29 protein-coding genes are annotated in these 26,634 nt (G+C 57.8%); 12 read left to right on the top strand and 17 right to left on the bottom strand.

The window, feature by feature from the left end:
- Positions 1–35 precede the first annotated feature (35 nt).
- The 3 genes from ltaE (at position 36) to ACQUTP_RS11775 (ending at position 3,591) form a co-directional block, all read left to right on the top strand.
- Positions 36–1,037 (top strand): low-specificity L-threonine aldolase, encoded by a 1,002-nt coding sequence (gene ltaE, locus ACQUTP_RS11785; protein WP_048323519.1) that lies wholly within the window; start codon positions 36–38, stop codon positions 1,035–1,037.
- Positions 1,038–1,047: 10 nt separating this feature from the next.
- Positions 1,048–2,490, top strand: a complete 1,443-nt coding sequence (locus ACQUTP_RS11780) for an SDR family oxidoreductase (protein ID WP_043522155.1) — start codon at positions 1,048–1,050, stop codon at positions 2,488–2,490.
- An 87-nt stretch (positions 2,491–2,577) separates the two neighbouring features.
- Positions 2,578–3,591: an NAD-dependent epimerase/dehydratase family protein gene (locus ACQUTP_RS11775; protein WP_032455772.1), complete on the top strand. Its 1,014-nt coding sequence runs from the start codon at positions 2,578–2,580 to the stop codon at positions 3,589–3,591.
- Here the strand turns inward: ACQUTP_RS11775 and ACQUTP_RS11770 are convergent.
- Together ACQUTP_RS11770 and ACQUTP_RS11765 are read right to left on the bottom strand one after the other, a co-directional pair.
- A complete protein-coding gene (locus tag ACQUTP_RS11770) occupies positions 3,588–4,418 on the bottom strand; it encodes an N-acetylmuramoyl-L-alanine amidase (RefSeq protein ID WP_004201345.1) in 831 nt (276 codons plus the stop codon). The two genes, ACQUTP_RS11775 and ACQUTP_RS11770, sit on opposite strands and share 4 nt — an antisense overlap.
- A 31-nt stretch (positions 4,419–4,449) precedes the next feature.
- Entirely contained in the window at positions 4,450–5,589 is a 1,140-nt protein-coding gene (locus ACQUTP_RS11765) for a sensor domain-containing diguanylate cyclase (RefSeq protein ID WP_004201344.1), read from the bottom strand.
- A 360-nt stretch (positions 5,590–5,949) separates the two neighbouring features.
- Between ACQUTP_RS11765 and yahO the strand changes: the two genes are divergently transcribed.
- The 7 genes from yahO to artJ all read left to right on the top strand — a co-directional run bounded on the left by yahO (position 5,950) and on the right by artJ (position 11,002).
- The gene (yahO, locus tag ACQUTP_RS11760) at positions 5,950–6,222 is read left to right on the top strand and encodes a DUF1471 family periplasmic protein YahO (protein WP_004201342.1); all 273 of its coding nucleotides are present in this window, start codon (positions 5,950–5,952) and stop codon (positions 6,220–6,222) included.
- Between the two features lie 250 nt (positions 6,223–6,472).
- Entirely contained in the window at positions 6,473–6,988 is a 516-nt protein-coding gene (locus tag ACQUTP_RS11755) for a lipoprotein (RefSeq protein ID WP_004201341.1), read from the top strand.
- A 226-nt stretch (positions 6,989–7,214) separates the two neighbouring features.
- A complete protein-coding gene (artP, locus tag ACQUTP_RS11750; protein ID WP_004201340.1) occupies positions 7,215–7,943 on the top strand; it encodes an arginine ABC transporter ATP-binding protein ArtP in 729 nt (242 codons plus the stop codon).
- A gap of 20 nt (positions 7,944–7,963) precedes the next feature.
- Positions 7,964–8,695 carry an arginine ABC transporter substrate-binding protein ArtI gene (gene artI / locus ACQUTP_RS11745; protein ID WP_002896390.1) on the top strand — a complete coding sequence of 244 codons (732 nt, stop codon included), beginning with the start codon at positions 7,964–7,966 and terminating at the stop codon, positions 8,693–8,695.
- A 6-nt stretch (positions 8,696–8,701) separates the two neighbouring features.
- Complete coding sequence (gene artQ, locus ACQUTP_RS11740) at positions 8,702–9,418, top strand: arginine ABC transporter permease ArtQ (RefSeq protein ID WP_004201339.1); 717 nt, start codon at positions 8,702–8,704, stop codon at positions 9,416–9,418.
- On the top strand, positions 9,418–10,086 hold the full coding sequence (artM, locus tag ACQUTP_RS11735) for an arginine ABC transporter permease ArtM (protein ID WP_004201338.1): 669 nt from the start codon (positions 9,418–9,420) through the stop codon (positions 10,084–10,086). The genes artQ and artM overlap by 1 nt, the downstream gene beginning before the upstream one ends.
- 184 nt (positions 10,087–10,270) lie before the next feature.
- Positions 10,271–11,002, top strand: a complete 732-nt coding sequence (gene artJ / locus ACQUTP_RS11730) for an arginine ABC transporter substrate-binding protein ArtJ (RefSeq protein WP_004201336.1) — start codon at positions 10,271–10,273, stop codon at positions 11,000–11,002.
- 83 nt (positions 11,003–11,085) lie between these two features.
- Here artJ and ACQUTP_RS11725 read toward each other — a convergent pair whose 3' ends face one another.
- From ACQUTP_RS11725 to ACQUTP_RS11670, 12 genes are all read right to left on the bottom strand, one after another.
- Positions 11,086–12,558, bottom strand: coding sequence for a sensor histidine kinase (locus ACQUTP_RS11725; RefSeq protein ID WP_023320046.1), 1,473 nt, complete (start codon positions 12,556–12,558; stop codon positions 11,086–11,088).
- Positions 12,555–13,271: a response regulator transcription factor gene (locus tag ACQUTP_RS11720; protein ID WP_004201334.1), complete on the bottom strand. Its 717-nt coding sequence runs from the start codon at positions 13,269–13,271 to the stop codon at positions 12,555–12,557. The genes ACQUTP_RS11725 and ACQUTP_RS11720 overlap by 4 nt, the downstream gene beginning before the upstream one ends.
- Positions 13,272–13,349: 78 nt before the next feature.
- On the bottom strand, positions 13,350–14,477 hold the full coding sequence (gene rlmC, locus ACQUTP_RS11715) for a 23S rRNA (uracil(747)-C(5))-methyltransferase RlmC (protein WP_285755698.1): 1,128 nt from the start codon (positions 14,475–14,477) through the stop codon (positions 13,350–13,352).
- Between the two features lie 41 nt (positions 14,478–14,518).
- Positions 14,519–15,007, bottom strand: coding sequence for a YbjO family protein (locus ACQUTP_RS11710; protein ID WP_004201332.1), 489 nt, complete (start codon positions 15,005–15,007; stop codon positions 14,519–14,521).
- A 57-nt stretch (positions 15,008–15,064) separates the two neighbouring features.
- Positions 15,065–15,910 carry a putrescine ABC transporter permease PotI gene (gene potI / locus ACQUTP_RS11705; protein ID WP_002896372.1) on the bottom strand — a complete coding sequence of 282 codons (846 nt, stop codon included), beginning with the start codon at positions 15,908–15,910 and terminating at the stop codon, positions 15,065–15,067.
- Positions 15,907–16,860 (bottom strand): putrescine ABC transporter permease PotH, encoded by a 954-nt coding sequence (potH, locus tag ACQUTP_RS11700; RefSeq protein WP_004201331.1) that lies wholly within the window; start codon positions 16,858–16,860, stop codon positions 15,907–15,909. The genes potI and potH overlap by 4 nt, the downstream gene beginning before the upstream one ends.
- A 10-nt stretch (positions 16,861–16,870) precedes the next feature.
- Positions 16,871–18,004 carry a putrescine ABC transporter ATP-binding subunit PotG gene (gene potG / locus ACQUTP_RS11695; protein WP_004201330.1) on the bottom strand — a complete coding sequence of 378 codons (1,134 nt, stop codon included), beginning with the start codon at positions 18,002–18,004 and terminating at the stop codon, positions 16,871–16,873.
- 161 nt (positions 18,005–18,165) lie between these two features.
- Positions 18,166–19,278 carry a spermidine/putrescine ABC transporter substrate-binding protein PotF gene (potF, locus tag ACQUTP_RS11690; protein WP_004201329.1) on the bottom strand — a complete coding sequence of 371 codons (1,113 nt, stop codon included), beginning with the start codon at positions 19,276–19,278 and terminating at the stop codon, positions 18,166–18,168.
- Between the two features lie 348 nt (positions 19,279–19,626).
- Positions 19,627–20,106 (bottom strand): YbjN domain-containing protein, encoded by a 480-nt coding sequence (locus tag ACQUTP_RS11685; RefSeq protein ID WP_017899416.1) that lies wholly within the window; start codon positions 20,104–20,106, stop codon positions 19,627–19,629.
- An 88-nt stretch (positions 20,107–20,194) separates the two neighbouring features.
- Positions 20,195–21,097 (bottom strand): 30S ribosomal protein S6--L-glutamate ligase, encoded by a 903-nt coding sequence (rimK, locus tag ACQUTP_RS11680; protein WP_004201328.1) that lies wholly within the window; start codon positions 21,095–21,097, stop codon positions 20,195–20,197.
- 114 nt (positions 21,098–21,211) lie between these two features.
- Positions 21,212–21,934: a nitroreductase NfsA gene (gene nfsA, locus ACQUTP_RS11675; protein ID WP_004201327.1), complete on the bottom strand. Its 723-nt coding sequence runs from the start codon at positions 21,932–21,934 to the stop codon at positions 21,212–21,214.
- Positions 21,918–22,205, bottom strand: a complete 288-nt coding sequence (locus ACQUTP_RS11670) for a YbjC family protein (protein WP_032455809.1) — start codon at positions 22,203–22,205, stop codon at positions 21,918–21,920. Before ACQUTP_RS11670 ends, nfsA begins: the two co-directional genes overlap by 17 nt.
- Before the next feature lie 202 nt (positions 22,206–22,407).
- Between ACQUTP_RS11670 and ACQUTP_RS11665 the strand changes: the two genes are divergently transcribed.
- The gene (locus ACQUTP_RS11665) at positions 22,408–22,671 is read left to right on the top strand and encodes a GrxA family glutaredoxin (RefSeq protein ID WP_002896352.1); all 264 of its coding nucleotides are present in this window, start codon (positions 22,408–22,410) and stop codon (positions 22,669–22,671) included.
- Positions 22,672–22,677: 6 nt separating this feature from the next.
- Here the strand turns inward: ACQUTP_RS11665 and ybjM are convergent, their stop codons facing one another.
- Positions 22,678–23,061, bottom strand: a complete 384-nt coding sequence (gene ybjM / locus ACQUTP_RS11660; protein WP_004201325.1) for an inner membrane protein YbjM — start codon at positions 23,059–23,061, stop codon at positions 22,678–22,680.
- Between the two features lie 267 nt (positions 23,062–23,328).
- On the opposite strand from ybjM, the gene ACQUTP_RS11655 reads away from it, so the two are divergent.
- Positions 23,329–25,014, top strand: coding sequence for an aspartate:alanine antiporter (locus ACQUTP_RS11655; protein WP_004179131.1), 1,686 nt, complete (start codon positions 23,329–23,331; stop codon positions 25,012–25,014).
- A gap of 221 nt (positions 25,015–25,235) precedes the next feature.
- Here ACQUTP_RS11655 and ACQUTP_RS11650 read toward each other — a convergent pair whose 3' ends face one another.
- Together ACQUTP_RS11650 and ACQUTP_RS11645 are read right to left on the bottom strand one after the other, a co-directional pair.
- On the bottom strand, positions 25,236–25,454 hold the full coding sequence (locus tag ACQUTP_RS11650; RefSeq protein ID WP_032431668.1) for an ogr/Delta-like zinc finger family protein: 219 nt from the start codon (positions 25,452–25,454) through the stop codon (positions 25,236–25,238).
- Between the two features lie 87 nt (positions 25,455–25,541).
- Positions 25,542–26,630, bottom strand: a complete 1,089-nt coding sequence (locus ACQUTP_RS11645; RefSeq protein WP_410293332.1) for a phage late control D family protein — start codon at positions 26,628–26,630, stop codon at positions 25,542–25,544.
- Positions 26,631–26,634: the final 4 nt, after the last annotated feature.

The raw sequence follows: 26,634 nt of genomic DNA, 5'->3' as shown, positions 1-26,634 counted from the left end.
AGAAGCAATACTCTGAACCAGAACAAGGAAAAGCCGTGATCGATCTGCGCAGTGATACCGTTACCCGTCCCGGGCGCGCCATGTTGGAAGCCATGATGGCCGCCCCGGTCGGGGACGATGTGTATGGCGACGACCCTACCGTCAATGAACTTCAGCGCTACGCCGCCGACCTGGCCGGCAAAGAGGCGGCGCTGTATCTGCCCACCGGCACCCAGGCCAACCTCGTCGGCCTGCTCAGCCACTGCCAGCGCGGCGAAGAGTATATCGTCGGCCAGGGGGCGCATAACTATCTGTACGAAGCCGGCGGGGCGGCGGTTCTCGGCAGTATTCAGCCGCAGCCGATTGACGCCGCGGCGGACGGCTCGCTGCCGCTGGATAAAGTCGCAGCGAAAATCAAACCTGACGATATCCATTTTGCCCCGACCCGCCTGCTGAGCCTGGAAAACACCCATAACGGTAAGGTGCTGCCGCGCGACTATCTCCAGGAAGCCTGGGCGTTTACCCGCCAGCGCAATCTGGCGCTGCACGTCGACGGCGCGCGCATCTTTAACGCCGTGGTCGCCTACGGCTGTGAGCTGCGCGATATCGCCCAGTACTGCGACTCCTTCACCATCTGCCTGTCAAAGGGGCTTGGCGCCCCGGTTGGCTCGCTGCTGGTCGGCAGTGAGGCGTATATTCGCCGCGCCGTTCGCTGGCGGAAAATGGTCGGCGGCGGGATGCGCCAGGCGGGCATTCTGGCCGCCGCCGGGCTGTACGCGCTGAAAAATAACGTGCAGCGCCTGCAGGAGGATCATGATAACGCCGCGTGGATGGCGGATCAGCTGCGCGCCATCGGCGCCGACGTCACCCGTCACGATACCAACATGCTGTTCGTTCGCGTCGGTGATGAACAGGCCCGGGCGCTCGGCGAGTTTATGCAGGCGCGCGGCGTGCTGATCAACGCCTCGCCCATCGTCCGTCTGGTCACTCACCTGGATGTCAATCGTCAGCAGTTGAGCGAAGTGGTCGCCCACTGGCAGGCTTTTTTACAACGCTAAGGAGTCAGGCGTGTCGCAATCGGTTTTGGTGCTCGGCGCCAGCGGCTATATCGGTCAGCATTTAGTCCGCGAATTAAGCGCGCGGGGTTATCCGGTGCTGGCGGCGGCGCGCCATACCGACCGACTGCAAAAACTCGCTTTGCCCGGCGTCACCTGCCGGTCAGTCGATCTCAATCAGCCGCAGGCTCTGCCTGCGCTGCTCACCGGTATCGATACCCTTTACTATCTGGTACACGGCATGGGCGAAGGCGGCGATTTTATCGCCCATGAGCGTCGGGTGGCGACGCATGTTCGCGATGCCCTGCGCCAGACGCCGGTGCGTCAGATTATCTTTCTCAGCTCGCTGCAGGCACCAGCGCAGGAGCAGTCCGACCATCTGCGCGCTCGTCAGGTCACCGGCGATCTCCTGCGCGAGTCGGGTGTGCCGGTAACCGAGCTGCGGGCCGGAATTATCGTCGGTGCCGGCTCCGCCGCCTTCGAGGTGATGCGCGACATGGTCTATAACCTGCCGGTGCTGACTCCTCCGCGCTGGGTGCGTTCGCGTACCACCCCTGTCGCGCTGGAAAATCTGCTCGTTGACCTCGTTGAGCTGCTGAATCATCCTTCCGACGCGCACCGCGTCTTCGAAGCCGCCGGTCCGGAGGTGTTAAGCTACCAGCAGCAGTTCATTCGCTTTATGGCCGTCAGCGGCAAACACCGCCCGCTTATTCCGATTCCCCTGCCGACGCGCTGGATCTCGGTGTGGTTCCTCAATGTCATCACCTCGGTGCCGCCGACCATCGCCAAAGCGCTGATTCAGGGGTTGAAGCACGATCTGATCGCCGATGACCGGACGCTGCGGGCGCTGATCCCGCAAACGCTGATCCCCTTCGATCAGGCGGTTCGCCGTACCCTGAAAGAAGAAGAGCAACTGGTAAACTCCAGCGACTGGGGCTACGACGCCCAGGCTTTCGCCCGCTGGCGACCGGAGTATGGCTACTATCCGAAACAGGCAGGCTGCACCGTCGCCACTCCGGCGAGCCGCAAAGCCCTGTGGCAGGTTGTTAACCAAATCGGCGGTAAAGAGGGATATTTTTTCGGCAATCTGCTGTGGAAAACCCGCGGCGCGATGGATCTGCTGGTCGGCCACCGGCTGGCCAAAGGGCGACCGCAGCGCGACTATCTGCAGACCGGCGATACGGTCGACAGCTGGAAGGTGATTATTGTGGAGGAAGAAAAACAGCTCACTCTGCTGTTCGGCATGAAAGCGCCGGGGCTGGGCCGGTTAAGCTTTACCATTAACGATAAAGGCGATCGTCGTGAACTGGACGTCCGCGCCTGGTGGCACCCGCACGGTATGCCGGGCCTGGTCTACTGGCTGCTGATGATCCCGGCGCACCTGTTTATTTTCCGCGGTATGGCGCAACGCATCGCCCGATTGGCCGAACAAATCTCAGGCAGAGTCGAAGGATAAGCATTATTCTTTCATGATTCTCATTGCATAGTCGGGAGAATCACGGAAAAATGCGCACGAAATTCTTTTCTGGGACAGTAGAGTGATATGAAGGTACTGGTTACCGGTGCGACCAGCGGATTAGGCCGCAACGCAGTGGAATATCTGCGCAACAAGGGCATCAGCGTGCGAGCGACCGGGCGCAACGAAGCGATGGGTAAGCTTCTGAGCAAAATGGGGGCGGAATTCATCCCGGCGGATTTAACCGAGCTGGTCTCTTCGCAGGCTAAAGTGATGCTCGCCGGTATCGATACCCTGTGGCACTGCTCAAGCTTTACCTCGCCCTGGGGCACGCAGCAGGCTTTCGATCTCGCTAACGTCCGCGCCACCCGTCGCCTCGGCGAGTGGTCTGTAGCATGGGGCGTACGCAATTTCGTTCATATCTCTTCGCCCTCGCTCTATTTTGATTATCACCACCATCGCGATATTCAGGAAGATTTCCGCCCGCACCGCTTCGCCAACGAGTTTGCCCGCAGCAAGGCAGCCAGCGAAGAGGTGATCAACCTGCTGGCGCAGGCCAACCCGCACACCCGTTTTACCATTTTGCGCCCGCAGAGTTTGTTCGGGCCGCACGATAAAGTCTTTATTCCCCGGCTGGCGCAAATGATGCAACACTATGGCAGCGTCCTGTTGCCACGGGGCGGCAGCGCGCTGGTCGATATGACCTATTATGAAAACGCCGTCCACGCGATGTGGCTGGCGAGCCAGCCGGCGTGCGATCATCTTCCCTCCGCCCGCGCGTGGAATATCAGCAACGGCGAACCGCGCACCCTGCGCAGTATCGTGCAGAAACTGATCGACGAGCTGAGCATCAAATGCCGGATCCGCTCAGTCCCCTACCCGATGCTGGATATTATCGCCCGCAGCATGGAGCGTTTTGGCGATAAAACGGCCAAAGAGCCGGCCTTTACCCACTACGGCGTCTCGAAACTGAATTTTGATTTTACGCTCGATATCACTCGCGCGCAGGATGAGCTGGGTTATCAGCCGGTGGTGACGCTGGACGACGGGATTGTGCGTACCGCCGCCTGGCTGCGCGACCACGGTAAACTTCACCGCTAACCCTGACCATACTTTTCTAACAGCGCCTCGGCTATCGCTTCGGTTTGCGCATCTGCTACGCCATCCCAGCGCTGGGGGCGGAAGTGCATCTGGAAGGCGGTAATCACTCGTTTTTTCTGCGCGGGAGTCATCTCCGGCGTGACCTGATAGCCGTAGCGCGCCAGCAAATCCAGTACTACCTCAGGGTCCACTGGCTCACTGGCCGGGCGCCCGTTCAGATAGAAAGCCACCCGCTGCTCGTCCGGCCAGGCGCCAATCCCCTGCTGCGCCAGCTGTTGCCAGGGGAACAACGGTCCCGGATCGTCTTTGCGCTGCGGGGCGATATCGGCATGGGCTACCACGTTCTGCGGCGCGATGTGGTAGCGGGTGATAATATCGCGCGCCAGCGGGATCAGGGCCGCGATCTGCTCCGGGTGAAAGGGGGTAAAGCTTTTACCCCCCGCAGTCTTCTGCCAGCCGCGGTTTTCCAGTTCAATACCAATGGAAGTATCGTTGATGCGCGTGCTGCCGCGCCAGTAGCTCACCCCGGCGTGCCAGGCCAGATCCTCTTCCGGCACCAGCTGCCAGATCCGCGGTTTATGATGGTGGCGCGGCGGCTGTTCAGGAATTAAATAGTGGGAGCTGACCTCTTTATCAGTCAGGGTTGCCAGGGAGACATCAAAATTATCTGCGGTATAGTGGATAACCAGCACTTTTATGCGCGGATAGGCCGCCTGCGCCGGATGGCGAGTGTCCAGCTGATATCCGTCGCGATCGATGATGCCTTTTTCCCCCGCGCAGCCGGCCAGCAGTAGCGCCAACAGGAGTACATAGGCAATCCGTTTCATCCCTTCTCCCTTGCCCGGCAGCGTCTCCGGGTTAATAAGACCATTGATTACGTCCTTTATTTTTCGCCTGGTACAGCGCACTGTCCGCCCGGGCGATCAGCGTCTCCATCGGGACCGTGCCATCGGAATCGACGATCCCGATACTGACGGTCACCACCGACGCCACCTCTGATGCCTCATGAGGAAGCGCCGCCTCGTGAATTTTCTGCTGAATGCGCTCGGCAATCGCGGTGGCATGCACCAGGGGAACCCTAGGCAACGCCACCACAAATTCCTCGCCGCCATAGCGAGCCACCAGATCATCTTCGGCCCGGACCGCCATTTTCAGCACCTGCGCGACAGAAGATAAGCACTCGTCACCAGCCTGATGACCATAGCGATCGTTATAGCGTTTAAAGTAATCGACATCGATCATCATCAGCGACAACGGCGTGTTTTGCTGCCAGATCTCCGCCAGATACGCATTCAGCGCCCGGCGGTTAGCGGTCCCGGTTAATGCATCCTGGTTGGCAATACTTTCCAGCCGCTGAATAAGCTGCATATTTTCCTGATGCGTATCCCAGGCTTCATCGTACCAGCGCTGGAGAATACGTCGTCCATACAGCAAAATCGCCGTAAAGATGGTCCACAGGATCAAAAAGCGAATTTCAGCGTGATAGTGGATCTGAATTCCCGCTAGCAAGGCCGTCCCCCATAGCGGCAGCATAAAAGCGATAATGCCCGGCCAATGGTGATACAACGCAGTGAGGCCAGTGGTCAACAATATAACCAGCAGCGGCCAGGCGAAGGGCAAAGCCCAGAAAAAGATAAAACAGTAATTACTCAGGGACCAGCACAGGCTGAGCACCAGCAGCAGCGCGGTGATGATATTCAGCGTATAACGCCCCTGCGCCAGACGCGGCGTGATGGCAATAATCACTAAAATGGCCGAAATAATAATAACCGCAATCAGCGCTATTTCGATATAAGGAATAACCGCCTGGTGAGTCAGGAGCTTCTTATCAAAATAGGTAAAAATAAAGTTGCGGGAGAAAATCATTAACGCAAACGCGATATTTACAAAAGCCAGCCAGGGCAGACTCATTGACAGCGCATGGCGCTGGACATCATCTCTGGTGGCCCACAACGCGGTTCGCTGCTGCCGGGCGCGCTCTCGCTTATTTGTTAACATCTTATCTCCCTGGTGACCTGCATGACCATAGGCGCAGCCCCTGCTTGTCTATATGATAAACTATGTTTCCGGGAATGTCTGTCCGCGCGCTGTCTCCCCTGCCCCGGCCTCTTAAGCTGATTTTCAGCTAATGTCAGTAGAAATTGGTATGCTCCGTTCACGATGTGTAAACGGCAAAAAAAAGCAAGCATTATCAATGCGAATTCTGTCATCTTTTCTTTAAAAAAGAGTTAACTAGCCGTCATAAAATTGCAGTATTTTGCTTGAAAAAAAAGCAGTGTTAGTACAATCTGAAATCGCTCATTGGTGAGTTAAAACAAGAGCATGATGATAGCAAGATAAACAATGGAGTCTAAAAATATGAAATATGCAGCTTTAGTGGCAGGTGCGGCATTGTTTTTAACGGCGAACGCCTTCTCCGCTGAGATTTTATCGAAAGAAGCTTTTGATAAGGTCCATACGCAATACACCAAGATCGGCACCATTTCTTCTACCGGCCAGACCGCACCGAGCGATGCTCGTGAAGAGCTGATTAAAAAAGCTGATGAAAAAGGCGCGGATGTTATCGTGCTCTCTTCCGGGAACACGGATAAAAAACTGCACATTTCCGCTAATATCTATAAGAAGAAATAACTAATCTTATCTCTCAAGAAACACTACCCTGTTTCCGGGGTAGTGTTTCTTGTTTATGCAAAGCCATAATTTATTTTTATCCCGCCGTGATTTTTTCTGCCTGAAAACCGCCGTCATCCCCCTGCTGATTTCCAGCCCTAAGGCTGTAGCCACATCAAGGTCTTAGCTCTTTGCGTCAAGTACAATCCGCACGCTATACGCTATGCTTTAACGGAAACTGAAAACGTAGTTCGCTTATAAGGAAATCATCATGCGCTACAAACTTCTTGCAGCACTTCTCCCTTGCGCGCTGGCGCTCAGCGCCTGTACGACCGTCACCCCGGCCTATAAAGATAATGGCACCCGCAGCGGCCCTTGTGTCGAAGGCGGCCCTGACGACGTAGCGCAAAAATTCTACGACATTCAGATCCAGAACCGTACTCAGGATCCGGCGGCGCTGCGCCCCTATCTCAGCGACGGCCTGGCGAAGTTACTCAATGACGCCCGTCAGGATCCCGCCAACAGCAAGCTGCTGCAGGCTAACCCGTTCTCCAGCAGCAGCACCCCCGCGGACAGCGCCGTCGTCGCCAGCGCCTCAACCATCCCTAATCGCGATGCGCGCAACATTCCGCTGCGCGTGGAGCTGAAACAGGGAACCCAGAACTGGAAAGACGAAGTGCTGATGATCCAGGAAGGCCAGTGCTGGGCCGTCGATGACGTTCGCTATCTCGGCAACAACAGCCACGCGCCGGCCGGAACGTTGCGACAGAGTCTGGAGAAACGCTAGTTCGGGAGTTGAAGCGACGCCGCTGAAACGATAACCCCGGTAAAATGTCGGTATTCGCCCCGAGAATGCCGACATTTACGCCCCCCTCACCCACCAGGCAATATTTTGTGCTAACTTTAAAGCTAAACGTGGTTTAGATTTAACTTTTAACGCATAAATATTGCATAACTATTCTGCCAAAGGTACTATTTGCGGCCTCAATAGCTATTCGTATCAGACTGCCCAGATGAGTATTAAACTAAACGGCATTAATTGCTTCTACGGCGCGCACCAGGCGCTGTTCGACATCACGCTGGATTGCCCGCAGGGGGAAACGCTGGTGCTGCTCGGCCCCAGCGGTGCCGGGAAGAGCTCGCTGCTGCGCGTACTCAACCTGCTGGAGATGCCGCGTTCCGGTTCGTTAACCATCGCCGGTAACCATTTCGACTTCACCAGAGCGCCGTCCGATAAAGCGATTCGCGAACTGCGGCAGAACGTCGGCATGGTTTTTCAGCAGTACAACCTGTGGCCGCACCTGACGGTACAGCAGAACCTGATCGAAGCCCCCTGTCGCGTACTGGGGTTAAGCAAGGATCAGGCGCTGGCTCGCGCCGAGAAGCTGCTGGAGCGCCTGCGTCTGAAGCCCTACAGCGATCGTTACCCGCTGCATTTATCCGGCGGCCAGCAGCAGCGTGTGGCGATCGCCCGCGCGCTCATGATGGAGCCGCAGGTTCTGCTGTTCGATGAGCCTACCGCGGCGCTCGACCCGGAAATCACCGCCCAGATCGTTAGCATCATCCGCGAGCTGGCTGAAACCGGCATCACCCAGGTTATCGTCACCCATGAAGTTGAAGTGGCGCGCAAGACGGCCAGCCGGGTGGTGTATATGGAAAATGGCCATGTCGTCGAGCAAGGGGATGCCTCCTGCTTCACGCATCCGCAAACTGACGCGTTTAAAAACTATCTTTCACATTGATGTTTTTCGGGGAAATGACGATGAAAAAAGTACTGATTGCCGCCCTGCTCGCAGGCATGAGCCTCTCCGCTTCCGCCGCGCAGACCATTCGTTTCGCCACCGAGGCCTCCTACCCTCCGTTTGAGCTGGTGGACGCCAACAACCAGATCGTCGGTTTCGATGTGGATCTGGCTAACGCGCTGTGTAAAGAGATCGATGCCACCTGTACCTTCACCAACCAGGCCTTTGACAGCCTGATCCCGGGGCTGAAATTCCGCCGTTTCGACGCGGTCATGGCCGGGATGGACATCACGCCTGAGCGTGAAAAGCAGGTACTGTTCTCCACCCCGTATTATGACAACTCGGCGCTGTTCGTCGGTCAGCAGGGCAAGTTCACCAGCATTGATCAGCTGAAGGGCAAAAAAGTGGGCGTACAGAACGGTACCACGCACCAGAAATTTATCACCGATAAACATCCGGAAATCACTACCGTCCCTTACGACAGCTACCAGAATGCGAAGCTGGATCTGCAGAACGGTCGTATTGACGCGGTCTTTGGTGATACCGCCGTGGTCACCGAATGGCTGAAGAGCAATCCGAAGCTGGCGGCCGTGGGCGATAAAGTGACCGACAAAGCCTATTTCGGCACCGGGCTGGGCATTGCCGTGCGTCAGGGCAACACCGACCTGCAGCAGAAATTTAACGCTGCGCTGGAAAAAGTGAAGAAAGACGGCACTTACCAGACCATCTATAACAAATGGTTCCAGAAGTAAGACTGAATGAACGAAATTTTTCCATTAGCAAGCGCCGCCGGGATGACCGTCGGCCTTGCCGTTTGCGCGCTCGCCATCGGCCTCGTCCTGGCGATGCTCTTCGCGGTACTGGAGTCAGTGAAATGGCGCCCGGTAGCCTGGCTTGCAACCGGCATTGTGACCATCCTGCGCGGACTACCTGAAATTCTGGTGGTGCTGTTTATCTATTTTGGCTCGTCCCAGCTGCTGCTGACGCTCTCTGACGGTTTTACCATCCCGCTCGGGTTCATCCAGATCCCGGTGCAGATGCAGATTGAGAACTTTGACGTCAGTCCGTTCCTCTGCGGGGCGATCGCCTTGTCGCTGCTGTATGCCGCCTACGCCTCGCAAACGCTGCGCGGCGCGCTGAAAGCCGTTCCGCAGGGTCAGTGGGAGTCCGGCCAGGCGCTCGGGCTGTCGAAAGCGGCCATTTTCTTCCGCCTGGTGATGCCTCAGATGTGGCGCCATGCGCTGCCCGGTCTCGGCAACCAGTGGCTGGTGCTGCTAAAGGACACCGCGCTGGTGAGCCTTATCAGCGTCAACGATCTGATGCTGCAGACTAAAAGCATCGCCACCCGCACTCAGGAGCCCTTTAACTGGTATATCATTGCCGCGGCAATCTATCTCGTCATCACCCTGTTGAGTCAATACATCCTTAAGCGGATTGACCAGCGTGCGACGCGCTTCGAACGGAGACCAGGCTGATGCTCGACTACTTACCCGAACTGCTGAAAGGACTGCATACCAGCCTGACGCTGACCGTGGCGTCGATTATCGTGGCGCTGATCCTGTCGCTGATCTTTACCATTATCCTGACGCTGAAGACGCCGGGGCTGGTGTGGATAGTGCGCGGCTACATCACCCTGTTTACCGGTACGCCGCTGCTGGTGCAGATCTTCCTGATCTACTACGGCCCAGGACAGTTTCCTTCGCTACAGGAATATCCCTGGCTCTGGCACCTTATCTCCGAGCCGTGGCTGTGCGCCCTGATCGCCCTGTCGCTCAACAGCGCCGCCTATACCACCCAGCTGTTTTATGGCGCCATCCGGGCGATCCCCGACGGGCAATGGCAGTCGTGCAGCGCGCTGGGGATGAGTAAAAAGGATACCCTGGCGATCCTGCTGCCGTATGCCTTTAAGCGCGCGCTGTCGTCCTATTCCAACGAAGTGGTGCTGGTCTTTAAGAGTACCTCTCTGGCCTACACCATCACCCTGATGGAAGTGATGGGCCACGGCCAGCTGCTGTACGGACGGACCTACGACGTGATGGTGTTCGGCGCCGCCGGGATTATCTATCTCATCGTCAACGGGCTGCTGACGCTGCTGATGCGGCTGGTGGAGCGCAAAGCGCTAGCCTTCGAGCGGCGTAATTAGCGCCTGGCGTATTTTGCATAATAAGTGAACAACAAGACGGACAAGTCTAATACCTGTCCGTCTTTTTTTATATCAAATAAAATACTTAATCATTTTTATTGCATACAAATTCATTTAATGGCATTGTCACCCTATGCCGCAGACACGGCGAATAATCATAAGATTGACAGACGGGAGTTCCACGATGAAAAAGTTAGTTCTGGCTGCACTGCTCACCACGTTCACCTTCGGCGCCGCCGCCGCGGAGAAAATCAGCTTCGGCGTGTCCGCGACCTATCCGCCGTTTGAATCGATGGACGCTAATAACCAGATTGTCGGCTTTGATATCGATCTGGCCCATGCGCTGTGCAAACAAATGCAGGCAGAATGCACCTTTACCAACCACGCGTTTGACAGCCTGATCCCGGCGCTGAAGTTTAAGAAGTATGACGCGGTGATTTCCGGAATGGATATTACGCCGGAGCGCAGCAAGCAGGTCGCCTTCACCGACCCGTACTACGCCAACTCCGCGCTGGTGATCGCCAAAAAAGACGCATTCCACTCGTTCGATGATTTGAAAGGCAAACGGATCGGCATGGAAAACGGCACCACCCACCAGAAATATCTGCAGGATAAACATCCTGAGGTGAAGACCGTCGCCTATGACAGCTACCAGAACGCGATTATCGATCTGAAAAATGGCCGTATCGACGGCGTGTTCGGCGACACGGCGGTGGTCAACGAGTGGCTGAAAACCAACCCGCAGCTGGGGGCAGCCACGCCGAAAGTGACCGACCCGCAATACTTCGGCACCGGCCTTGGGATTGCCGTGCGCCCGGATAACAAGGCGCTGCTGGAGAAACTGAACGCGGCGCTGAAGGCGATTAAAGCCGACGGTACCTACCAGAAAATCAGCAACCAGTGGTTCCCGGAGTAACTTTTTTGCCGGGTGGCGCTGCGCTGACCCGGCCTACACTTTCCCCGTAGCCGGGTAAGGCGTAGCCGCCACCCGGCAATTTCTCAAAGTGGCACGAAGAACCTGAACCGCGCCCCGCTTACCGACTCCACCAGCCTGATCCCGCCCCCGTGCAGCTCCAGCATTCGTTTCACAATCAGCAGCCCTAACCCGCCTCGATCCTCCCGCGACGCCTGGGCAGACAACGCCGACGGCCGCTGGAACAGATCGTCGCGCAGCGCGGCATCGACGCCCGTTCCGTTGTCAGCCACTTCGACCTGGATCTGTTGATTCTCCTGCCAGACCGCCAGACGAATCTCCCCGCCGACGGGAGTATGCCGCATGGCGTTGTCGAGCAGATTGGTCACCACCCTCTCAATCATCGACACATCGGCGTTAACCAGCGGCAGCGGCCCCGGCACATCAATTTGCAGGTTCACCTCGCGCGTGCGGGCGGTTAATTCAAACTTCTGCGCCACGTCGGAAATCAGCTCCCCCATCGCGAAACGCTCGCGCTGCGGCTTAATGCCCCCGTGCTCCAGTCGCGCCAGCTCAAACAGCTGCTGCGAAAGATGGCGCACTTTGTTGCCCTGGCGCAGGGCGATGGTGAGATACTGCCTGCGCTCCTCGGCGGTCAGCCGTTCGTCCTTCAGGGTCAGCGTTTCCAGATACCCCAGCAGCGAGGTGAGCGGCGTACGTAAATCGTGGGAAATATTGGCCACAAATTCGCGGCGCTGGCGGTCGCTGTCGGCCAGCCGATCCCACTGACCGGCTATCTGCCGGGCAAGGTCAATAAAGCGATTTTCGAGCACCGCCACCTCGTTACCGGGATGGGGCTCCGGCGTGCGGGCCGCCAGGGTTTTGATGGCGCTGATGCTGTCCCGATCGTTCGCCGCCACCTGGGCGGTGAGCTGGCGGACCGGCCGGGTCACCCAGAACCATGCCAGGCCTCCCGCCAGCAGGCCAAACAGAGCCACCAGCAGCAGGGTCCACAGAACAATGCTCCACAGCGTTTTTTGCCAGGCGTCGGCCGCCAGCTGATTAAAGGTCTCCCCCTGCAAAATGATATACAGGTAACCGCGCAGCTGGCCGTCGACGCGCAGCGGGGCGGCGCTGAAGACTTTTCGCCCGTCAAGGCTGCGGGGATCGTCGCCATACACCGGCGACGTACTGCCGGTGAGAAAAACCTGCACCGGCGCCATGTCGATCCGCTGGCGTTGGATATGTCCCGGCGGCGCCGCATCGGCCAACAGGTCGCCATCCGGCGACAGCAGATAGAGCTCCACGCTGGGATTAAAGGTCATCAGACGGTCAAACAGCGACTTCAGGGTTTGCCGGTTGACCTCGCCGTGGGCGTCCAGCAGCGGTTCGCGGGCCACAATTTGCTGAGCCAGCCCGGCGGAGAGGCGCTGCACCATGGCGTTGCCATACTGCGCGCTGCTGTGTAACTGAACGACACACACCGCCGCCGCGCACAGTATCAGCAGGGAGACCACCACCAGCGCCAGCCGCTGGCTGAGGCTCAGGCGGCGGATCACGGGGCGGCCTCTTGCGTCACCGGGGCGAACTTATAGCCTTTGCCCCAGACGGTCAGAATGATGTCCGGCTCGGCCGGGTCACGTTCGATTTTGCTGCGCAGGCGGTTGATATGGGTATTGACCGTGTGCTCATAGCCCTCGTGCTGATATCCCCAGACCTGCTCCAGCAGCGCCAGCCGCGAAAACACCTCCCCGGGATGGCGGGCAAAGTAATATAGCAGCTCGAATTCGCGCGGCGTGAGGTCCACCAACTCGCCGCGCAGCCTCACTTCGCGAGACAGCGGGTCGATGCTCAGACCATGGCAGGACAGGCGCCCGGCGTCCATCAACAGGTTCTGCCCCATCGCCTCCTGGCGACGAAACAACGCTTTAACGCGGGCGATAAGCTCCAGCAACGAAAAGGGTTTCGCCAGATAGTCGTCGGCCCCCATCTCCAGCCCCAGCACGCGGTGCATTTCGCTGGTGCGAGCGCTGATGATGATCACCGGCAGATAACGGGTCATCTGGCGGATACGCCGGCAGATCTCCAGGCCATCGACGCCGGGCAGCATCAAATCGAGGATCACCGCATCCCAGACCCGCGTTTCCAGCCGGGCGAGAGCCTGGCTGCCGTCGGCCTCATGCACAATCTGATAGCCCTCATCCTGAAGATTGAGCCGCAGCAGCGTGGCAATATCCTCATCATCTTCCACCAGCAGAATGGTTTTGGCCATTAGATTCCCCCCACCAATAACAAAACATGCTGCGTCAAGCTTACCCGATTTCTGCGACGCAAAGCCTTCACATTTTGTTTAAACTTCGCGGACCAGCAGGGACAGCACTTCGTAGTGGGCGGTGTGGGGGAACATATCAAACAGCTGGACCCGCTCGACGCGATAGCCGCTAAGAAGAGCAATGTCGGTCGCCATGGTGCGGGCGTTACAGCTGGAATAGATAATATAGGGCGGCGCCATGCGGCTTAAATAGTCGCACAGTTCGGCGCCAATGCCGCGACGCGGCGGGTTGACCAGCACCAGCTGCGGGATATCCGCTTCATGCGTGGCGAACTGCGTGGAGTCCAGCGCCTGAAAATGCAGATTGCTGAGCCCCAGCTGCGCGGCAGACTGCCTGGCGCAGGCGATGGCTTCCGGGGCAATCTCTATACCGGTCAGGCGCATCGCCGGCGTCGCGCAGTGCAGGCCGAAACCCCCGACGCCGCAAAACAGATCCCACATATGCTGGACCGGCAGCGCGCGCACCCAGTCGCGGGCGGTGGCGTACAGCCGGCTGGCTACCGTCGGGTTAGTTTGAAAGAAGCTTTGCGGACGGATCCACAGCGGCACCTCATTAAAGACCTCCCCCAGCGCCTGCTGTTCAGTGAAGAAGATCTCCTGCTCGCCTTCCATAATAGCCATATGCACTGGCTGGATATTCGCCGTGATCACCTTAAGCTGCGGCAACTGTGCCTGTAACCAGGGCAGCGCGGCGCGCAGCTGGGCCAACTTGGCCTCTGAGCGCAGCACGAAGCGCAGCACCATCTCCCCTTGCTGGCTGGCGGTTAGCAGCAGATATTTCAGCTCCCCGCGCTTGCGCGCAACGTTGTAGGGGGTTAACCCGGCGCGGGCGATAAAGGGCTTCAGGACGGCAAATACCGGCGCAAACTCGGCGGGATAGAGCGGGCAGTCGGTGAGATCCACCGGGGTGCCGTCGCGGTGCAGCATCCCCAGCAGCGGACGCTCAACGCTGCCGCTGACCACCATTTTGGCCTTGTTACGGAATGCCGCCTCCGGCCCGCTGACCGGCTCGCCCCAGTCGGCGACAGGGATCGCCGCCAGCAGCGTGCGCAGGTCGGCCATTTTATCGGCGAGCTGTTGCGGAACCGACCGTTCCAGCCATTGACAGGAGCGGCAGCGGCCGGCGTCGTAGAGTGCGCAATGCATAATTGACCTTCAAAATTCCAGGGGCGGGGATTGTATCACCGTTATTGCAGGCGGAAAAACCGGCGGCAGTTCGCAGGCACAAACAGCAGCGTCAGGACCAGCAGATCCGGCAGTTTTTGCATCACCAGCGAGTGGAAGATCTCCCGTTTGGATTCGCCGGGAATGCTGAACAACTCCGGATACCCGTAGCCCAGCGACGCCGCCCACAGGTAGCCGGCGGCTATCATCTGCGTCAGCAGATAGACCCAGCGCGCCCAGTTGCGCCCTTTCACCAGCGAGAAGGCGCACCAGATTTCGATAAACACCAGCGCCAGGCTGCCGAGGAAGACCAGCGTCAGGTTCCAGGTCTGGACGCTACGGTGTATGAATTCGTTCAGCCCCTGCAGGCCCAACAGATTGAGGATCATCAGCAGATCCAAACCGCGAATCAAAATAATCGCAAAGGCCGCCACCTGCACCAGCGCAGGGACGTTAAGGCGGGCATGCGATGAGCGAGTTTTCGTAAACAATCCCAACGTAATGTCTTCCATGAAAACGGCGCCACAGGGTGGCGCCGACCGGAGGCTGCTGTACCGATTTTAGGTGGTTCAGCCTTGTCTTGCACGCTGGATATCGCGCACTCGCTGCTTTTCTGCGCGGGCCATCAAATACCAGGCGATAAAACCAACAATACCGACCACGCCGAGGATGAGCGTCGCCAGGGCGTTGATCTCCGGGTTGACCCCCATGCGCACGCTGGAGAAGACCAGCATCGGCAAGGTCGTTGCCCCGGGACCGGAGACAAAGCTGGCGATCACCAGGTCATCCAGCGACAGCGTGAAGGCCAGCAGCCAGCCGGAGATCACCGCCGGCATAATCATCGGCAGCGTGATGACGAAGAAGACCTTCAGCGGCGCGGCGCCCAGATCCATCGCCGCCTCTTCGATCGAGTGGTCCAGCTCACGCAGGCGCGAGGAGATCACCACCGCCACGTAGGCGGTACAGAAGGTGACGTGCGCCAGCCAGATGGTCAACATCCCGCGATCCGACGGCCAGCCGATGGCGTGACCCAGCGCCACGAACAGCAGCAGCAGCGAGAGCCCGGTGATCACGTCCGGCATGACCAGCGGCGCGGTGATCATAAACGCGAAGCCGTTGGAGCCGCGAAAACGCCCAAAGCGCACCATCACCACCGCGGCGATGGTGCCCAGGATCGCCGCCGCCGTCGCCGCGCAGGCGGCGATAGTCAAGCTCAGCCCCACCGCGCTCATCATCGCGTCATCGTGGAACAGTTCGCTATACCAGCGCGTCGACCACCCGGCCCAGACCGTCACCAGCTTTGAGCTGTTGAACGAGTAGATCACCAGCATCAGCATCGGGGCATAAAGGAAGGTGAATCCGAGCACGAGGATCAGAATGCGCCACGGCGAGCGTACTACAGGCAAGTCGTTCATCCCTGCTCCCCCATCTGTTTTTGCTGGTGCTTGTGGAACCACATGATCGGCACAATCAGCAACAGCAGCATGACAATCGCCACCGCCGAGGCGACCGGCCAGTCGCGGTTGTTAAAGAACTCCTGCCACAGCACGCGGCCAATCATAATGCTGTCCGGCCCGCCCAGCAGCTCCGGGATCACGAACTCCCCCACCGCCGGGATAAACACCAGCATGGAGCCAGCGATAATCCCCCCTTTGGTGAGCGGAACGATCACCTGAAAGAAGGTCTTCAGGGGCCGGGCGCCGAGGTCCAGCGAGGCCTCCACCAGCGAATAGTCGATGCGGGTCAGCGCGGTATAGATAGGCAGCACCATAAACGGCAGATAGGCGTAGACGATACCGATATAAACCGCCAGGTTGGTGTGCAGGATCTCCAGCGGCTGATCGATAACCCCTAGCCACAGCAGGAAGTTATTCAACACCCCGTTGCTCTTCAACAGCCCCATCCAGGCATAGACGCGGATCAAAAACGACGTCCACGACGGAAGGATCACCAGCAGCAGCAGAATATTGCGCGTCGATGGCTTGCTGTGCGCCACCGCCCAGGCCAGCGGATAGCCCAGCAGCAGGCAGCAGAGCGTCGAGATGCCCGCCACCTGCAGCGACTGCAGATAAGCCTCGAAATAGAGCGGATCGTCGGTCAGCTGCAGGAAGTTGGCAAAGTTAAGGGTCAGCGTCAGCTGGCCATCCGCCCACTCCATCAGATCGGTGTAGGGAGGGATCGCCCGCGCCATCTCGGCAAGACTTATCTTGAACACGATCAGGAACGGCAGCATAAACAGCAGGATCAGCCACAGATAGGGCAGCGCGATCACCAGCTTGCGGCCATGCGCCATCTGCAGGCGCGCCGCCCACAGCGCGAAGCCGCCCGGTTTTTTCGCCCCTGACGGGGATTCAACGGTACTCATCGCCCTCTCCTTACACCGTCAGTACAACGCAGCTGTCCGCATCCCAGCATAAACGCACCTCGTCACCCCAGGTGGGCGTCCCTTTCCGATGGCGGTGCTCATTCTGCAGCTGGGCGCTGATCATCTGCCCGCTTTGCAGGCGCACATGATAGATAGAGAGATCCCCCAGATAGGCGATATGAATCACCTCGCCGACGGCAAAATTGTAGCCATCCGCCGGCGGCTCATCGCACAGCATGATCTTCTCCGGACGCAGCGCCACCCATACCGGCACGTTGTCCACCACCGAGGCGTCGGGGTCAACCTTCAGCGGATGCACCAGGCCCGGCGAGCTCAGCACCAGGCCATCTTCGAGGCGCTCTTTCACCAGTCCTTCAAAGACGTTCACCGAGCCGATGAACTCGGCGCTGTAGCGGGTGGTCGGGTGTTCGTAAATCTCTTCCGGTTCGCCAATCTGCACAAACTTGCCGCGGTTCATGATGGCGATACGGCCCGCCATGGTCATGGCCTCTTCCTGATCGTGGGTCACCATCACGCAGGTCACGCCAACGCGCTCAAGAATATCCACCACCTCCAGCTGCATGCGATCGCGCAGCTTTTTATCCAGCGCCCCCATTGGTTCGTCGAGCAGCAGCAGCTTAGGTCGTTTCGCCAGACTGCGCGCCAGCGCGACGCGCTGGCGCTGGCCGCCAGAGAGCTGGTGCGGCTTACGTTTAGCGAACTCCTGCATGTGCACCAGAGCCAGCATCTCCTGCACCCGGGCGGTGATTTCCGCCTTCGGCAGGCGATCCTGTTTCAGGCCGAAGGCGATATTCTGCTCAACGGTCATATGGGGAAACAGGGCGTAGGACTGGAACATCATATTGATAGGCCGCTGATAGGGCGGCACGCGCGCCAGATCCACGCCGTCGAGCATAATCTGTCCGGCGGTCGGTTGCTCAAAGCCCGCCAGCATGCGCAGCAGGGTCGATTTCCCGCAGCCTGATGCGCCCAGCAGAGCAAAAATTTCGCCTTTGTAAATAGTGAGACTGACATCGTCGACAGCATGCTGGCCGTCAAACGACTTGGTTAAGTTACGGATTTCCAGCAGCGGGGTCAGCGCTTTGGGGGCTTTCGCCTGTGGGCGGGGCATTACGTCGTTCAATCGGGTGCTCTCCGGCAAAAAAACGATCACCATATGGTCCGGTGCCATACTTCGTGCTTAACAGTGCATGTGCACCATCCTGGTGCTTCTGCTCGCCGGGCGCGCTGCCATTTCCCGGCGAGTGCCGTTCTGATTCGGCCCGCTTACCGGGCCGTCAGAGTTTATTTACCGCTCTTCACTTTGGTCCACGCGCGAGTACGCACGCGGTCGATCTTCGGATCCTGCACCTTCAGCGTGAACAGTTTGGCGAACACATCCGCTGGCGGATAAATCGCCGGGTTGTTACGGATAGTCTCGCTGACCAGCGGCGTGGAAGCCTTGTTGCCGTTGGCGTAGAACACCTGGTCGCTGATTTTGGCGATCACATCCGGGCGCATCAGATAGTTAAGAAACTGATAGGCCTCATCTTTATTTTTGGCGTCGGCCGGCATGGCAAAGACGTCAAAGAACGCCAGCGCGCCCTCTTTCGGAATAAAGTAAGAGACGTTGACGCCGTTCTTGGCCTCTTTCGCACGGTTTGCCGCCTGCCAGACGTCCCCTGCCCAGCCGATCGCCACGCAGATGTCGCCATTGGCGAGGTCGTTAATATATTGCGAAGAGTGGAAGTAGCGGATGTTCGGCCGCAGCTTCAGCAGCAGATCGGTAGCCGGACCGGTGTAATCATTCGCTTTGCTGCTGTTCGGATCCTTGCCAAGGTAGTTCAGCACAGTGGCGAAAATCTCTTCCGGCGCGTCGAGGAAGGAGACGCCGCAGCTTTTCAGTTTTTCAAGGTTCTCCGGCTTCAGCACCAGATCCCAGCTGTCCACCGGCGCATCTTTGCCGAGGACGGCTTTCACTTTATCCACGTTATAGCCAATGCCCGTCGTCGCCCACAGGTAAGGCATAGCGTATTTATTATCCGGGTCATGCTTGGCGACCAGCTTCAGCACTTCGGGATCAAGGTTCTTCCAGTTGGGCAGCTTGCTCTTATCCAGCGGCTGGAACACCCCCGCCGCCAGCTGGCGCTCAAGGAAGCTTGCTGACGGCACCACCAGATCGAAACCGGTGCTGCCGGCCATTAATTTGCCTTCCAGCACTTCATTGGAATCAAAAACGTCATACACGACTTTAATCCCGGTCTCTTTTTCGAAATTGGCCACAGTGTCCGGCGCAATATAATCAGACCAGTTATAGACATGCAGGGTTTTTTGTTCGGCGGCGAGCGAACCGGCAGAGACGGCCATCAGCGCACCCGTAACCAGACCTGTTAACCATTTTTTACCAAAGGCGGTCATATCTCTTTTCCTTCTCAACGCCCGTTAACTTACGGGCTCAAATATACGCATTTCTACGCATGCAAAAATCATGCATATTTTTTCATTGCCTGAGAAAAGGAGAGCGGATCTCTCCCGGAGTGGTTGCTCGCAACTGGAAGCATCGCCAGAATAACTGTAGCCAGAATAAGAGGCTATAGCCCAGGTAAAAAAACGCCTTTTATCAAATTTTTATGCAGTAACGGTCTACGTGATAAGCCAAAACGGCCTGAATGGCGGTGAATAATGCTTTAAAGGAAGGTTAAATACAGAATAAAAGCGGGTAATACGCAGCCGCTGCGGTAGTGGCTGCGCTAATTTTAGGCAGGTTTAGTGAAGAAAATGGTATTGCACGTTTTCCGCGGCCGGCTCTTCTTCTTCGCCTTTGTACAACAGCTGATTGGCGCCGGCTTCGAGGATCACCATCGAGATCTGCTCCTCGCTTTGGCGGAAGAACCAGGCGAACTGCTCCATGGTCACCCCAGGACCGATAGACAGCGACTGGCAGACCACCAGCTTGGGCAAATTATCGTCCTGAATGTCGATAAACGCCTTCACGGTTAACGAGCTGGCGTTGATGGCCGAGAGATCCGCTGACAGCGCCAACAGAGCAGTCGGCTTCACCTCCGCCAGGGCGGAAAAGAGCACCACGTTGTCCACCAGGTCAATTTTGGCATCAAAAATACCGTCGAAATTCTGCATATGCGGCAGGTGCAATGCCTGGCAGGAATCGCACTCAAAAAAGCTGATGCCGATCTCATCCAGCCAGCGACGTAGCGTATCCAGACCCGGTACGACCAGTGAATCCATAGTGCCTGTGACCTCTTACAGTGGAAAAACGACGCCATAGCTTACGCAAAAAAAGCGCCGCATACCATGACAGTCTTGCATCCGGCGGTTAGCCGCCTATTTTCAAACAGAATTCCGGTGTCGCCTGGCGCTCGATCCAGGCGATCATCCTGCTGGCGATGTCCACACCGGAGGTGGTTTCCACCCCTTCCAGCCCGGGCGAGGCATTTACCTCCATCACCAGCGGCCCGCGGGTGGCGCGTAAAATATCGACACCGGCGACGTCCAGCCCCAGGGTTTGCGTCGCCTTGATGGCGATGGCCCGCTCCTCGTCGCTAATCTGCGCCACCGAGGCCATGCCGCCGCGGTGCAGGTTAGAGCGAAAATCGCCCTCTTTCGCCCGCCGTTCGATCGCCGCCACCACCTCATTGCCGACCACCAGGCAGCGAATATCGCAGCCTTTCGCCTCGGCAATGTACTCCTGCACCAGGATGTGGGCGTTCAGCCCGCGAAAGGCGTCTATCACGCTCTCCGCCGCCTGACGGGTCTCCGCCAGCACCACGCCGATCCCCTGGGTGCCCTCCACCAGCTTCACCACCAGCGGCGCGCCGCCGACCATGGCGATCAGATCGCTGGTGTCATCGGGGGAGTGAGCGATGCCGGTCAGCGGCAGATCGATGCCCTGGCGCGCCAGCAGCTGCAGCGAGCGAAGCTTATCGCGAGCGCGGGTAATAGCGACCGATTCGTTCAGCGGATAGCTTCCCAGGAGCTCAAACTGTCGCAGGGCCGCGGTGCCATAGTAAGTGATCGCTGAGCCAATGCGCGGGATCACCGCATCAAAGTGCGGCAGCTGGCGACCTTTGTAGTGGATCGACGAGGCCACCGGACTGACGTTCATATAACAGGAAAGCGGATCGAGGATCTCGACCTGATGCCCGCGCTGTTGCGCCGCTTCGCGCAGGCGTCGACATGAATAAAGCGTTCCATCCCGGGATAATATGGCAATTTTCATCCTGCACCTCTGCAAAAAGACCCGCTCTGGCGGGCCTCAGCTATCGAACACATTTTCACCTTTCCTGCCGCCAGCGGTGGATACCGCCTGGCCGGAGCAGCAGTGTACACGTAATCAGCGCGTTGCCCACCCCTGCTTATGCAGATAGTCGAGAATAAACGGACGACTCTCTTTCACGATAGTGCGACGGATATGATCGCTCCAGGTATCGCGGCGGGCGTTGCTGCCGCGCGACAGATAATAGTGCGCCAACTGGTCGTCATACTCCGCCAACAGCGCGTTATCCAGCGGCTGATAGCGGTTCTCATGCACCAGCATGGCGGCCGGCATCCGCGGCTTGATGTCCGGGTTATCCGCCGGCCAGCCAAGGCAAAGGCCGAACAGCGGCAGGACGTGCTTTGGCAGCTCCAGCAGCTCGGTCACCGCCTCGATGCTGTTGCGCAACCCGCCGATATAGACGCCGCCCAGCCCGAGGGACTCGGCGGCGGTCAGCGCGTTCTGCGCCAGCAGCGCCGTATCGACAACGCCGATCAGCAGCTGTTCCGCCAGCCCCAGCTCCGCCTGCGGGCAGATCTGCAGGTGGCGATTAAAGTCGGCGCAGAAGACCCAAAACTCCGCCGCCTGGGCGACATGCTGCTGGCCGCCAGTCAGCGGGACCAGACGTTCACGCAGGGCCGGGTCAGTAATACGGATGATGGAGGTGCACTGTAAAAAACTCGAGGTAGATGCCGCTTGCGCGCTGGCGATAATCGCCGCGCGCTGTTCGTCGCTCACGGGCGCATCGGTGAAGTGGCGGATAGAACGGTGGCTGCGCAGCAGCTCAATGGTCGGCGTCATTTCGTTTTTCTCTGTCAGACAAGGATTCAGGCTCAGGAGAGTGGGTTAACTGCGGGGCCACGATCTGCGCCATCCGCCACATCACGACGATGGCGGCGGGGATCATCAGCACGATCCCGACAAAGAGCATCACCAGCGCCGCGGTCGGGCTGGCAATGGACGCAGGCAGCTGGACATACTGGTTAAGTGAGAGCCAGGCGAGGGTTAACAGCCCCATCCCGAGGATCTCAACCAGCAGAATGCTTTTCGGCAACGGGGCAAATTTTCGCATCACGCCTCTCCGGTTGATAAACGCAACGCGCCAGCCAATGCCGCCGCGCCGCCGGGTCAGTATACGGGTTTTGATAGTAAGACATTTATCAAACATAGCCGTAAACCATCGAAGCAAAAGGCAGAACCTGCTTTCCCTCACCGACCAATGCAGGCATCATAAGCGCCATTCGCCATCCGGCTGAGGTTTAAGGAGAGAAGCAATGTTTACCGTTATTTTTGGTCGTCCAGGCTGCCCTTACTGTGTTCGCGCCAAAGAGCTGGCCGAAAAACTGACCAACGAGCGTGATGATTTTAACTACCGTTACGTGGATATTCACGCCGAAGGCATCAGCAAAGCTGACCTGGAAAAAACCGTCGGCAAACCGGTTGAAACCGTACCGCAGATTTTCGTCGACCAGAAACACATCGGCGGTTGCACCGATTTCGAAGCCTGGGCGAAAGAGAACCTTGGCCTGTTTGCCTGAGTAAATTTATTTGCTCGATGAATGACTGCGCCAGGTATCAAGCCAGGCGCAGATAAACAAAAAGCACAACGCCCCCAGCGCACACCAGAACACCGCGCTCAGTACCCACGCCATCTCCTGCCAGAACGTCCGGTGCGTGACGAAAAACAGCCGCATCGTCACCATGCAGACCGGCGCCGCCAGCATCGCGCCGAGCAAAGGACGCAGCACCCGCCGACCGGGAGAGAGACAGCTCGCCGCCGCTCCTGGCAGCAAAAAGAAGAGCAGGCCCAGCTCCGGGTTGCCGCTGGCGCGAAAGGCCCCTTTCATATGTAACAACAACGATAAGCACACCACAATGAACAGAACGAAGCCACAGATAATGCCGGCCCAACTACGCTCAGATTTCACCGTATCCTCCTGATGTTGCCTCTAACTCACGTCCACGTCGCCCAGTCAGATAAAGCATTTCGGCAATCCATGCCAATAACTCCCCTGCCAGCCTGAAAACGATTGTCACTAGCCGCCGCATCCAGGAAGGATTAAACTAGCGGGTATATTTTTGCTGGTTATAACAGGGTGCCAGAATAGGTTCGCGACAACGCGAACGCCTGAGCAACCTTAGACCAAATAACCATTTCCTTCAACAACTTACTAGTAAACGAGAAGTTGGCTTTCGTGAATATAAACGTCGCAGATTTGTTAAACGGGAATTACATCCTGTTATTATTCGTTGTACTTGCATTAGGACTATGCCTGGGAAAACTGCGTCTCGGCTCAGTACAACTTGGTAATTCCATTGGCGTTTTAGTCGTTTCTCTATTATTAGGTCAGCAGCATTTCGCGATTAACACCGATGCCCTTAATCTCGGCTTTATGCTGTTTATTTTTTGCGTCGGCGTGGAAGCCGGTCCTAACTTTTTTTCGATTTTTTTCCGTGACGGGAAAAACTATCTGATGCTGGCGCTGGTGATGGTCGGCAGCGCGATGCTGATCGCCATGGTGTTGGGTAAAGTGTTCGGCTGGGATATCGGGCTCACCGCCGGTATGCTGGCGGGGGCGATGACCTCCACCCCGGTGCTGGTGGGCGCGGGGGACACTCTGCGCCATTTCGGCCTGCCCAGCGATCAGCTGGCGCAGTCGCTTGACCATCTGAGCCTCGGCTATGCCCTGACCTACCTGGTTGGTCTGGTGAGCCTCATCGTCGGCGCCCGCTATATGCCCAAGCTGCAGCATCAGGATCTGCAGACCAGCGCCCAGCAAATCGCCCGCGAGCGCGGCCTCGATACCGATTCCAAACGTAAAGTTTACCTGCCGGTGATCCGCGCCTATCGCGTCGGCCCGGAACTGGTGGCGTGGGCGGATGGCAAAAATCTGCGCGAGCTGGGCATTTATCGCCAGACCGGCTGCTATATCGAACGCATCCGCCGCAACGGCATTCTGGCCAACCCGGACGGCGACGCGGTGCTGCAGATGGGCGACGATATTGCGCTGGTGGGCTACCCGGACGCGCACGCTCGCCTCGACCCGAGCTTCCGCAACGGTAAAGAGGTGTTCGACCGCGATCTGCTCGACATGCGCATCGTCACCGAAGAGATTGTGGTTAAGAATCACAACGCCGTCGGCCGCCGCCTGGCGCAGCTCAAGCTCACCGACCACGGCTGCTTCCTGAACCGGGTTATTCGCAGCCAGATCGAGATGCCTATCGACGACAACGTGGTGCTGAACAAAGGCGACGTGCTGCAGGTCAGCGGCGACGCCCGCCGCGTGAAGACCGTAGCCGATCGCATCGGCTTTATCTCCATTCACAGCCAGGTGACCGACCTGCTGGCCTTCTGCGCCTTCTTTATCGTCGGCCTGATGATCGGCATGATCACCTTCCAGTTCAGCTCCTTCAGCTTCGGCATCGGCAACGCCGCCGGCCTGCTGTTCGCCGGCATCATGCTTGGCTTCCTGCGCGCCAACCACCCAACCTTCGGCTATATCCCGCAGGGGGCGCTGAACATGGTGAAAGAGTTTGGCCTGATGGTGTTTATGGCCGGGGTCGGGCTCAGCGCCGGGGCCGGGATCAATAACGGGCTGGGCGCCGTCGGCGGCCAGATGCTGGCGGCAGGGCTTATCGTCAGCCTGGTGCCGGTGGTGATCTGCTTCCTGTTTGGCGCCTATGTGCTGCGCATGAACCGGGCGATGCTGTTCGGCGCCATGATGGGGGCGCGCACCTGCGCCCCGGCGATGGAGATCATTAGCGATACCGCGCGCAGCAACATTCCGGCGCTCGGCTATGCGGGCACCTACGCCATCGCCAACGTGCTGCTCACCCTCGCCGGGACGCTCATCGTGATCATCTGGCCGGGGCTACAATAAATTTTTTGCGAAAAAAGCCGCCACAGGCAGAACTTTTTCTCAGGGCATCAGTCATAAGTAATGCCACTGCTTTTCTTTGATGTCCCCATTTTGTGGAGCCCATCAACCCCGCCACTTCGGTTCAAGGTTGATGGGTTTTTTGTTGCCTGAATTTTAAGACATTTAAAATCATATAGTTAAAAACCCTCTTTTTAAGCCATGGCGACAAAGTGGCGGCAGCCTCAAAGAGACAGTGCTGCCTGACCTGAATTTGTAGGGTGAGGCTGCACATGATGGGCCTCTTTAGGTGTAGAGATTGAGCGCACAAAAGTCTCATGCGTTACGAACGTATGGCTGCAGTTGATATTCTGGCACTGGTTGTAACGTTCTTTGGTCATTGAAGAGACCTGGAAACTGCTGCGAGTATGGGCTGCACTTCCACACAATGGGCAAATCATCATTTTTACGTCCCCACCATTTTTCCTGAAATCGCAATAATGATACAACATTATTTCATTTTGTGAACTTTAAGTTCTTTTTTGAAAACCTCAATCCATTACTAGATCATCAATTTTCACTTCCAGTTCGATGCTGGTCGTAAATCCGCTATCCGCACTGACCGTGTGCGTTAACGTTGTGATGGTCCATTCCGCATCATCAATGGGTTGTTTAAAGCCGCTGACCTTAACGGGCATTTCCGTATAGAGATCCGCGCGTCCTTCTGCCAGCTGAAGAGAAAATGACGCCACACCGCGCTGCAGCCGCTCCCAGTTCATTTTTGCAGCCCGCTCTGCATTACTGCGGTTCGCATAGGTTCGGTTCAGAACCAGCACGTTCTCATCCGTCCCGATCAGGTAATCCCCCTGCTTTGCCTCCGGCTCTTTGGGTTTTGTCGTCCTCCGGCGGCGCTTCACCTTAGCCGTTTCTTTCTTTGCCGGTTCCCGCGTATGCAGCCAGTGAGCAATCACCCCGGTATACGCTCCCCTGTCAGCCAGGCTGAACCGGTGGCTGTCACCGTCCTTACGGGTAATAGTGATGACCGGCAGCGCTTTACCACTTGCCGTTTTTCCCTGCCCCTGCCGGATAAACAGCAGATTACTGTCCTTCACCGAGGCAATCGCACCGTACTGCCGCGCCAGCTTCATCAAAAAACTCGCATCGCTTTCGTTGGTCTGATCAAGGTGGTCCAGTGCCTGCGCAGCAACATCTTTGCCGATGGCAACCTTCAGGCTGTGCCGCGTGGCAATTTCCTTCACCACCTCGCCCACCGTCGTTTTGTGCCATGACTTTTCACGCCTGACATTTAGCGTCTCCCTGAAATCCGCGCTACGGGCACGGATTATCAGCCTGTCCGGGCTGCCGCTATGCTCTATTTCATCAACGGTAAATTTCCCTTTTGAAAACAGCGGCTCGCCCTTCCATCCCAGCGCCAGAGAAATCACCGCGCCACGACGCGGCATAATCACCAGGCCGTCGGCGTCGTCCAGCTCCAGATCGAGCTGGTCAGCCTCAAATCCGCGGTTGTCGGTCAGCGTCATACCCAGCAGACGTTTATCCAGGGTCTGCGTTGCGTCTTTGCCTTCGATCACGATGCGAAAGGCCGGTGTCTTACTGCCTTGATTGAGTAAATCAGTCATCTCA

Origin of the sequence: Klebsiella sp. 2-CIP_Kleb., assembly GCF_050378715.1 — a bacterium.
Lineage (GTDB): Bacteria > Pseudomonadota > Gammaproteobacteria > Enterobacterales > Enterobacteriaceae > Klebsiella > Klebsiella quasipneumoniae.
The sequence above is the reverse complement of the archived record's forward strand: the minus strand, read 5'-3'. Positions and strand labels throughout refer to the sequence as shown.

Excerpts from the sequence above, each read along its gene's own strand:
- ACQUTP_RS11775 (WP_032455772.1), top strand. The coding sequence starts at position 2,578 with ATGAAGGTACTGGTTACCGGTGCGACCAGCGGATTAGGCCGCAACGCA.
- ACQUTP_RS11770 (WP_004201345.1), bottom strand. The coding sequence starts at position 4,418 with ATGAAACGGATTGCCTATGTACTCCTGTTGGCGCTACTGCTGGCCGGC.
- ACQUTP_RS11765 (WP_004201344.1), bottom strand. The coding sequence starts at position 5,589 with ATGTTAACAAATAAGCGAGAGCGCGCCCGGCAGCAGCGAACCGCGTTG.
- yahO (WP_004201342.1), top strand. The coding sequence starts at position 5,950 with ATGAAATATGCAGCTTTAGTGGCAGGTGCGGCATTGTTTTTAACGGCG.
- ACQUTP_RS11755 (WP_004201341.1), top strand. The coding sequence starts at position 6,473 with ATGCGCTACAAACTTCTTGCAGCACTTCTCCCTTGCGCGCTGGCGCTC.
- artP (WP_004201340.1), top strand. The coding sequence starts at position 7,215 with ATGAGTATTAAACTAAACGGCATTAATTGCTTCTACGGCGCGCACCAG.
- artI (WP_002896390.1), top strand. The coding sequence starts at position 7,964 with ATGAAAAAAGTACTGATTGCCGCCCTGCTCGCAGGCATGAGCCTCTCC.
- artQ (WP_004201339.1), top strand. The coding sequence starts at position 8,702 with ATGAACGAAATTTTTCCATTAGCAAGCGCCGCCGGGATGACCGTCGGC.
- artM (WP_004201338.1), top strand. The coding sequence starts at position 9,418 with ATGCTCGACTACTTACCCGAACTGCTGAAAGGACTGCATACCAGCCTG.
- artJ (WP_004201336.1), top strand. The coding sequence starts at position 10,271 with ATGAAAAAGTTAGTTCTGGCTGCACTGCTCACCACGTTCACCTTCGGC.
- ACQUTP_RS11720 (WP_004201334.1), bottom strand. The coding sequence starts at position 13,271 with ATGGCCAAAACCATTCTGCTGGTGGAAGATGATGAGGATATTGCCACG.
- rlmC (WP_285755698.1), bottom strand. The coding sequence starts at position 14,477 with ATGCATTGCGCACTCTACGACGCCGGCCGCTGCCGCTCCTGTCAATGG.
- ACQUTP_RS11710 (WP_004201332.1), bottom strand. The coding sequence starts at position 15,007 with ATGGAAGACATTACGTTGGGATTGTTTACGAAAACTCGCTCATCGCAT.
- potI (WP_002896372.1), bottom strand. The coding sequence starts at position 15,910 with ATGAACGACTTGCCTGTAGTACGCTCGCCGTGGCGCATTCTGATCCTC.
- potH (WP_004201331.1), bottom strand. The coding sequence starts at position 16,860 with ATGAGTACCGTTGAATCCCCGTCAGGGGCGAAAAAACCGGGCGGCTTC.
- potF (WP_004201329.1), bottom strand. The coding sequence starts at position 19,278 with ATGACCGCCTTTGGTAAAAAATGGTTAACAGGTCTGGTTACGGGTGCG.
- ACQUTP_RS11685 (WP_017899416.1), bottom strand. The coding sequence starts at position 20,106 with ATGGATTCACTGGTCGTACCGGGTCTGGATACGCTACGTCGCTGGCTG.
- rimK (WP_004201328.1), bottom strand. The coding sequence starts at position 21,097 with ATGAAAATTGCCATATTATCCCGGGATGGAACGCTTTATTCATGTCGA.
- nfsA (WP_004201327.1), bottom strand. The coding sequence starts at position 21,934 with ATGACGCCGACCATTGAGCTGCTGCGCAGCCACCGTTCTATCCGCCAC.
- ACQUTP_RS11670 (WP_032455809.1), bottom strand. The coding sequence starts at position 22,205 with ATGCGAAAATTTGCCCCGTTGCCGAAAAGCATTCTGCTGGTTGAGATC.
- ACQUTP_RS11665 (WP_002896352.1), top strand. The coding sequence starts at position 22,408 with ATGTTTACCGTTATTTTTGGTCGTCCAGGCTGCCCTTACTGTGTTCGC.
- ACQUTP_RS11650 (WP_032431668.1), bottom strand. The coding sequence starts at position 25,454 with ATGATGATTTGCCCATTGTGTGGAAGTGCAGCCCATACTCGCAGCAGT.
- ACQUTP_RS11645 (WP_410293332.1), bottom strand. The coding sequence starts at position 26,630 with ATGACTGATTTACTCAATCAAGGCAGTAAGACACCGGCCTTTCGCATC.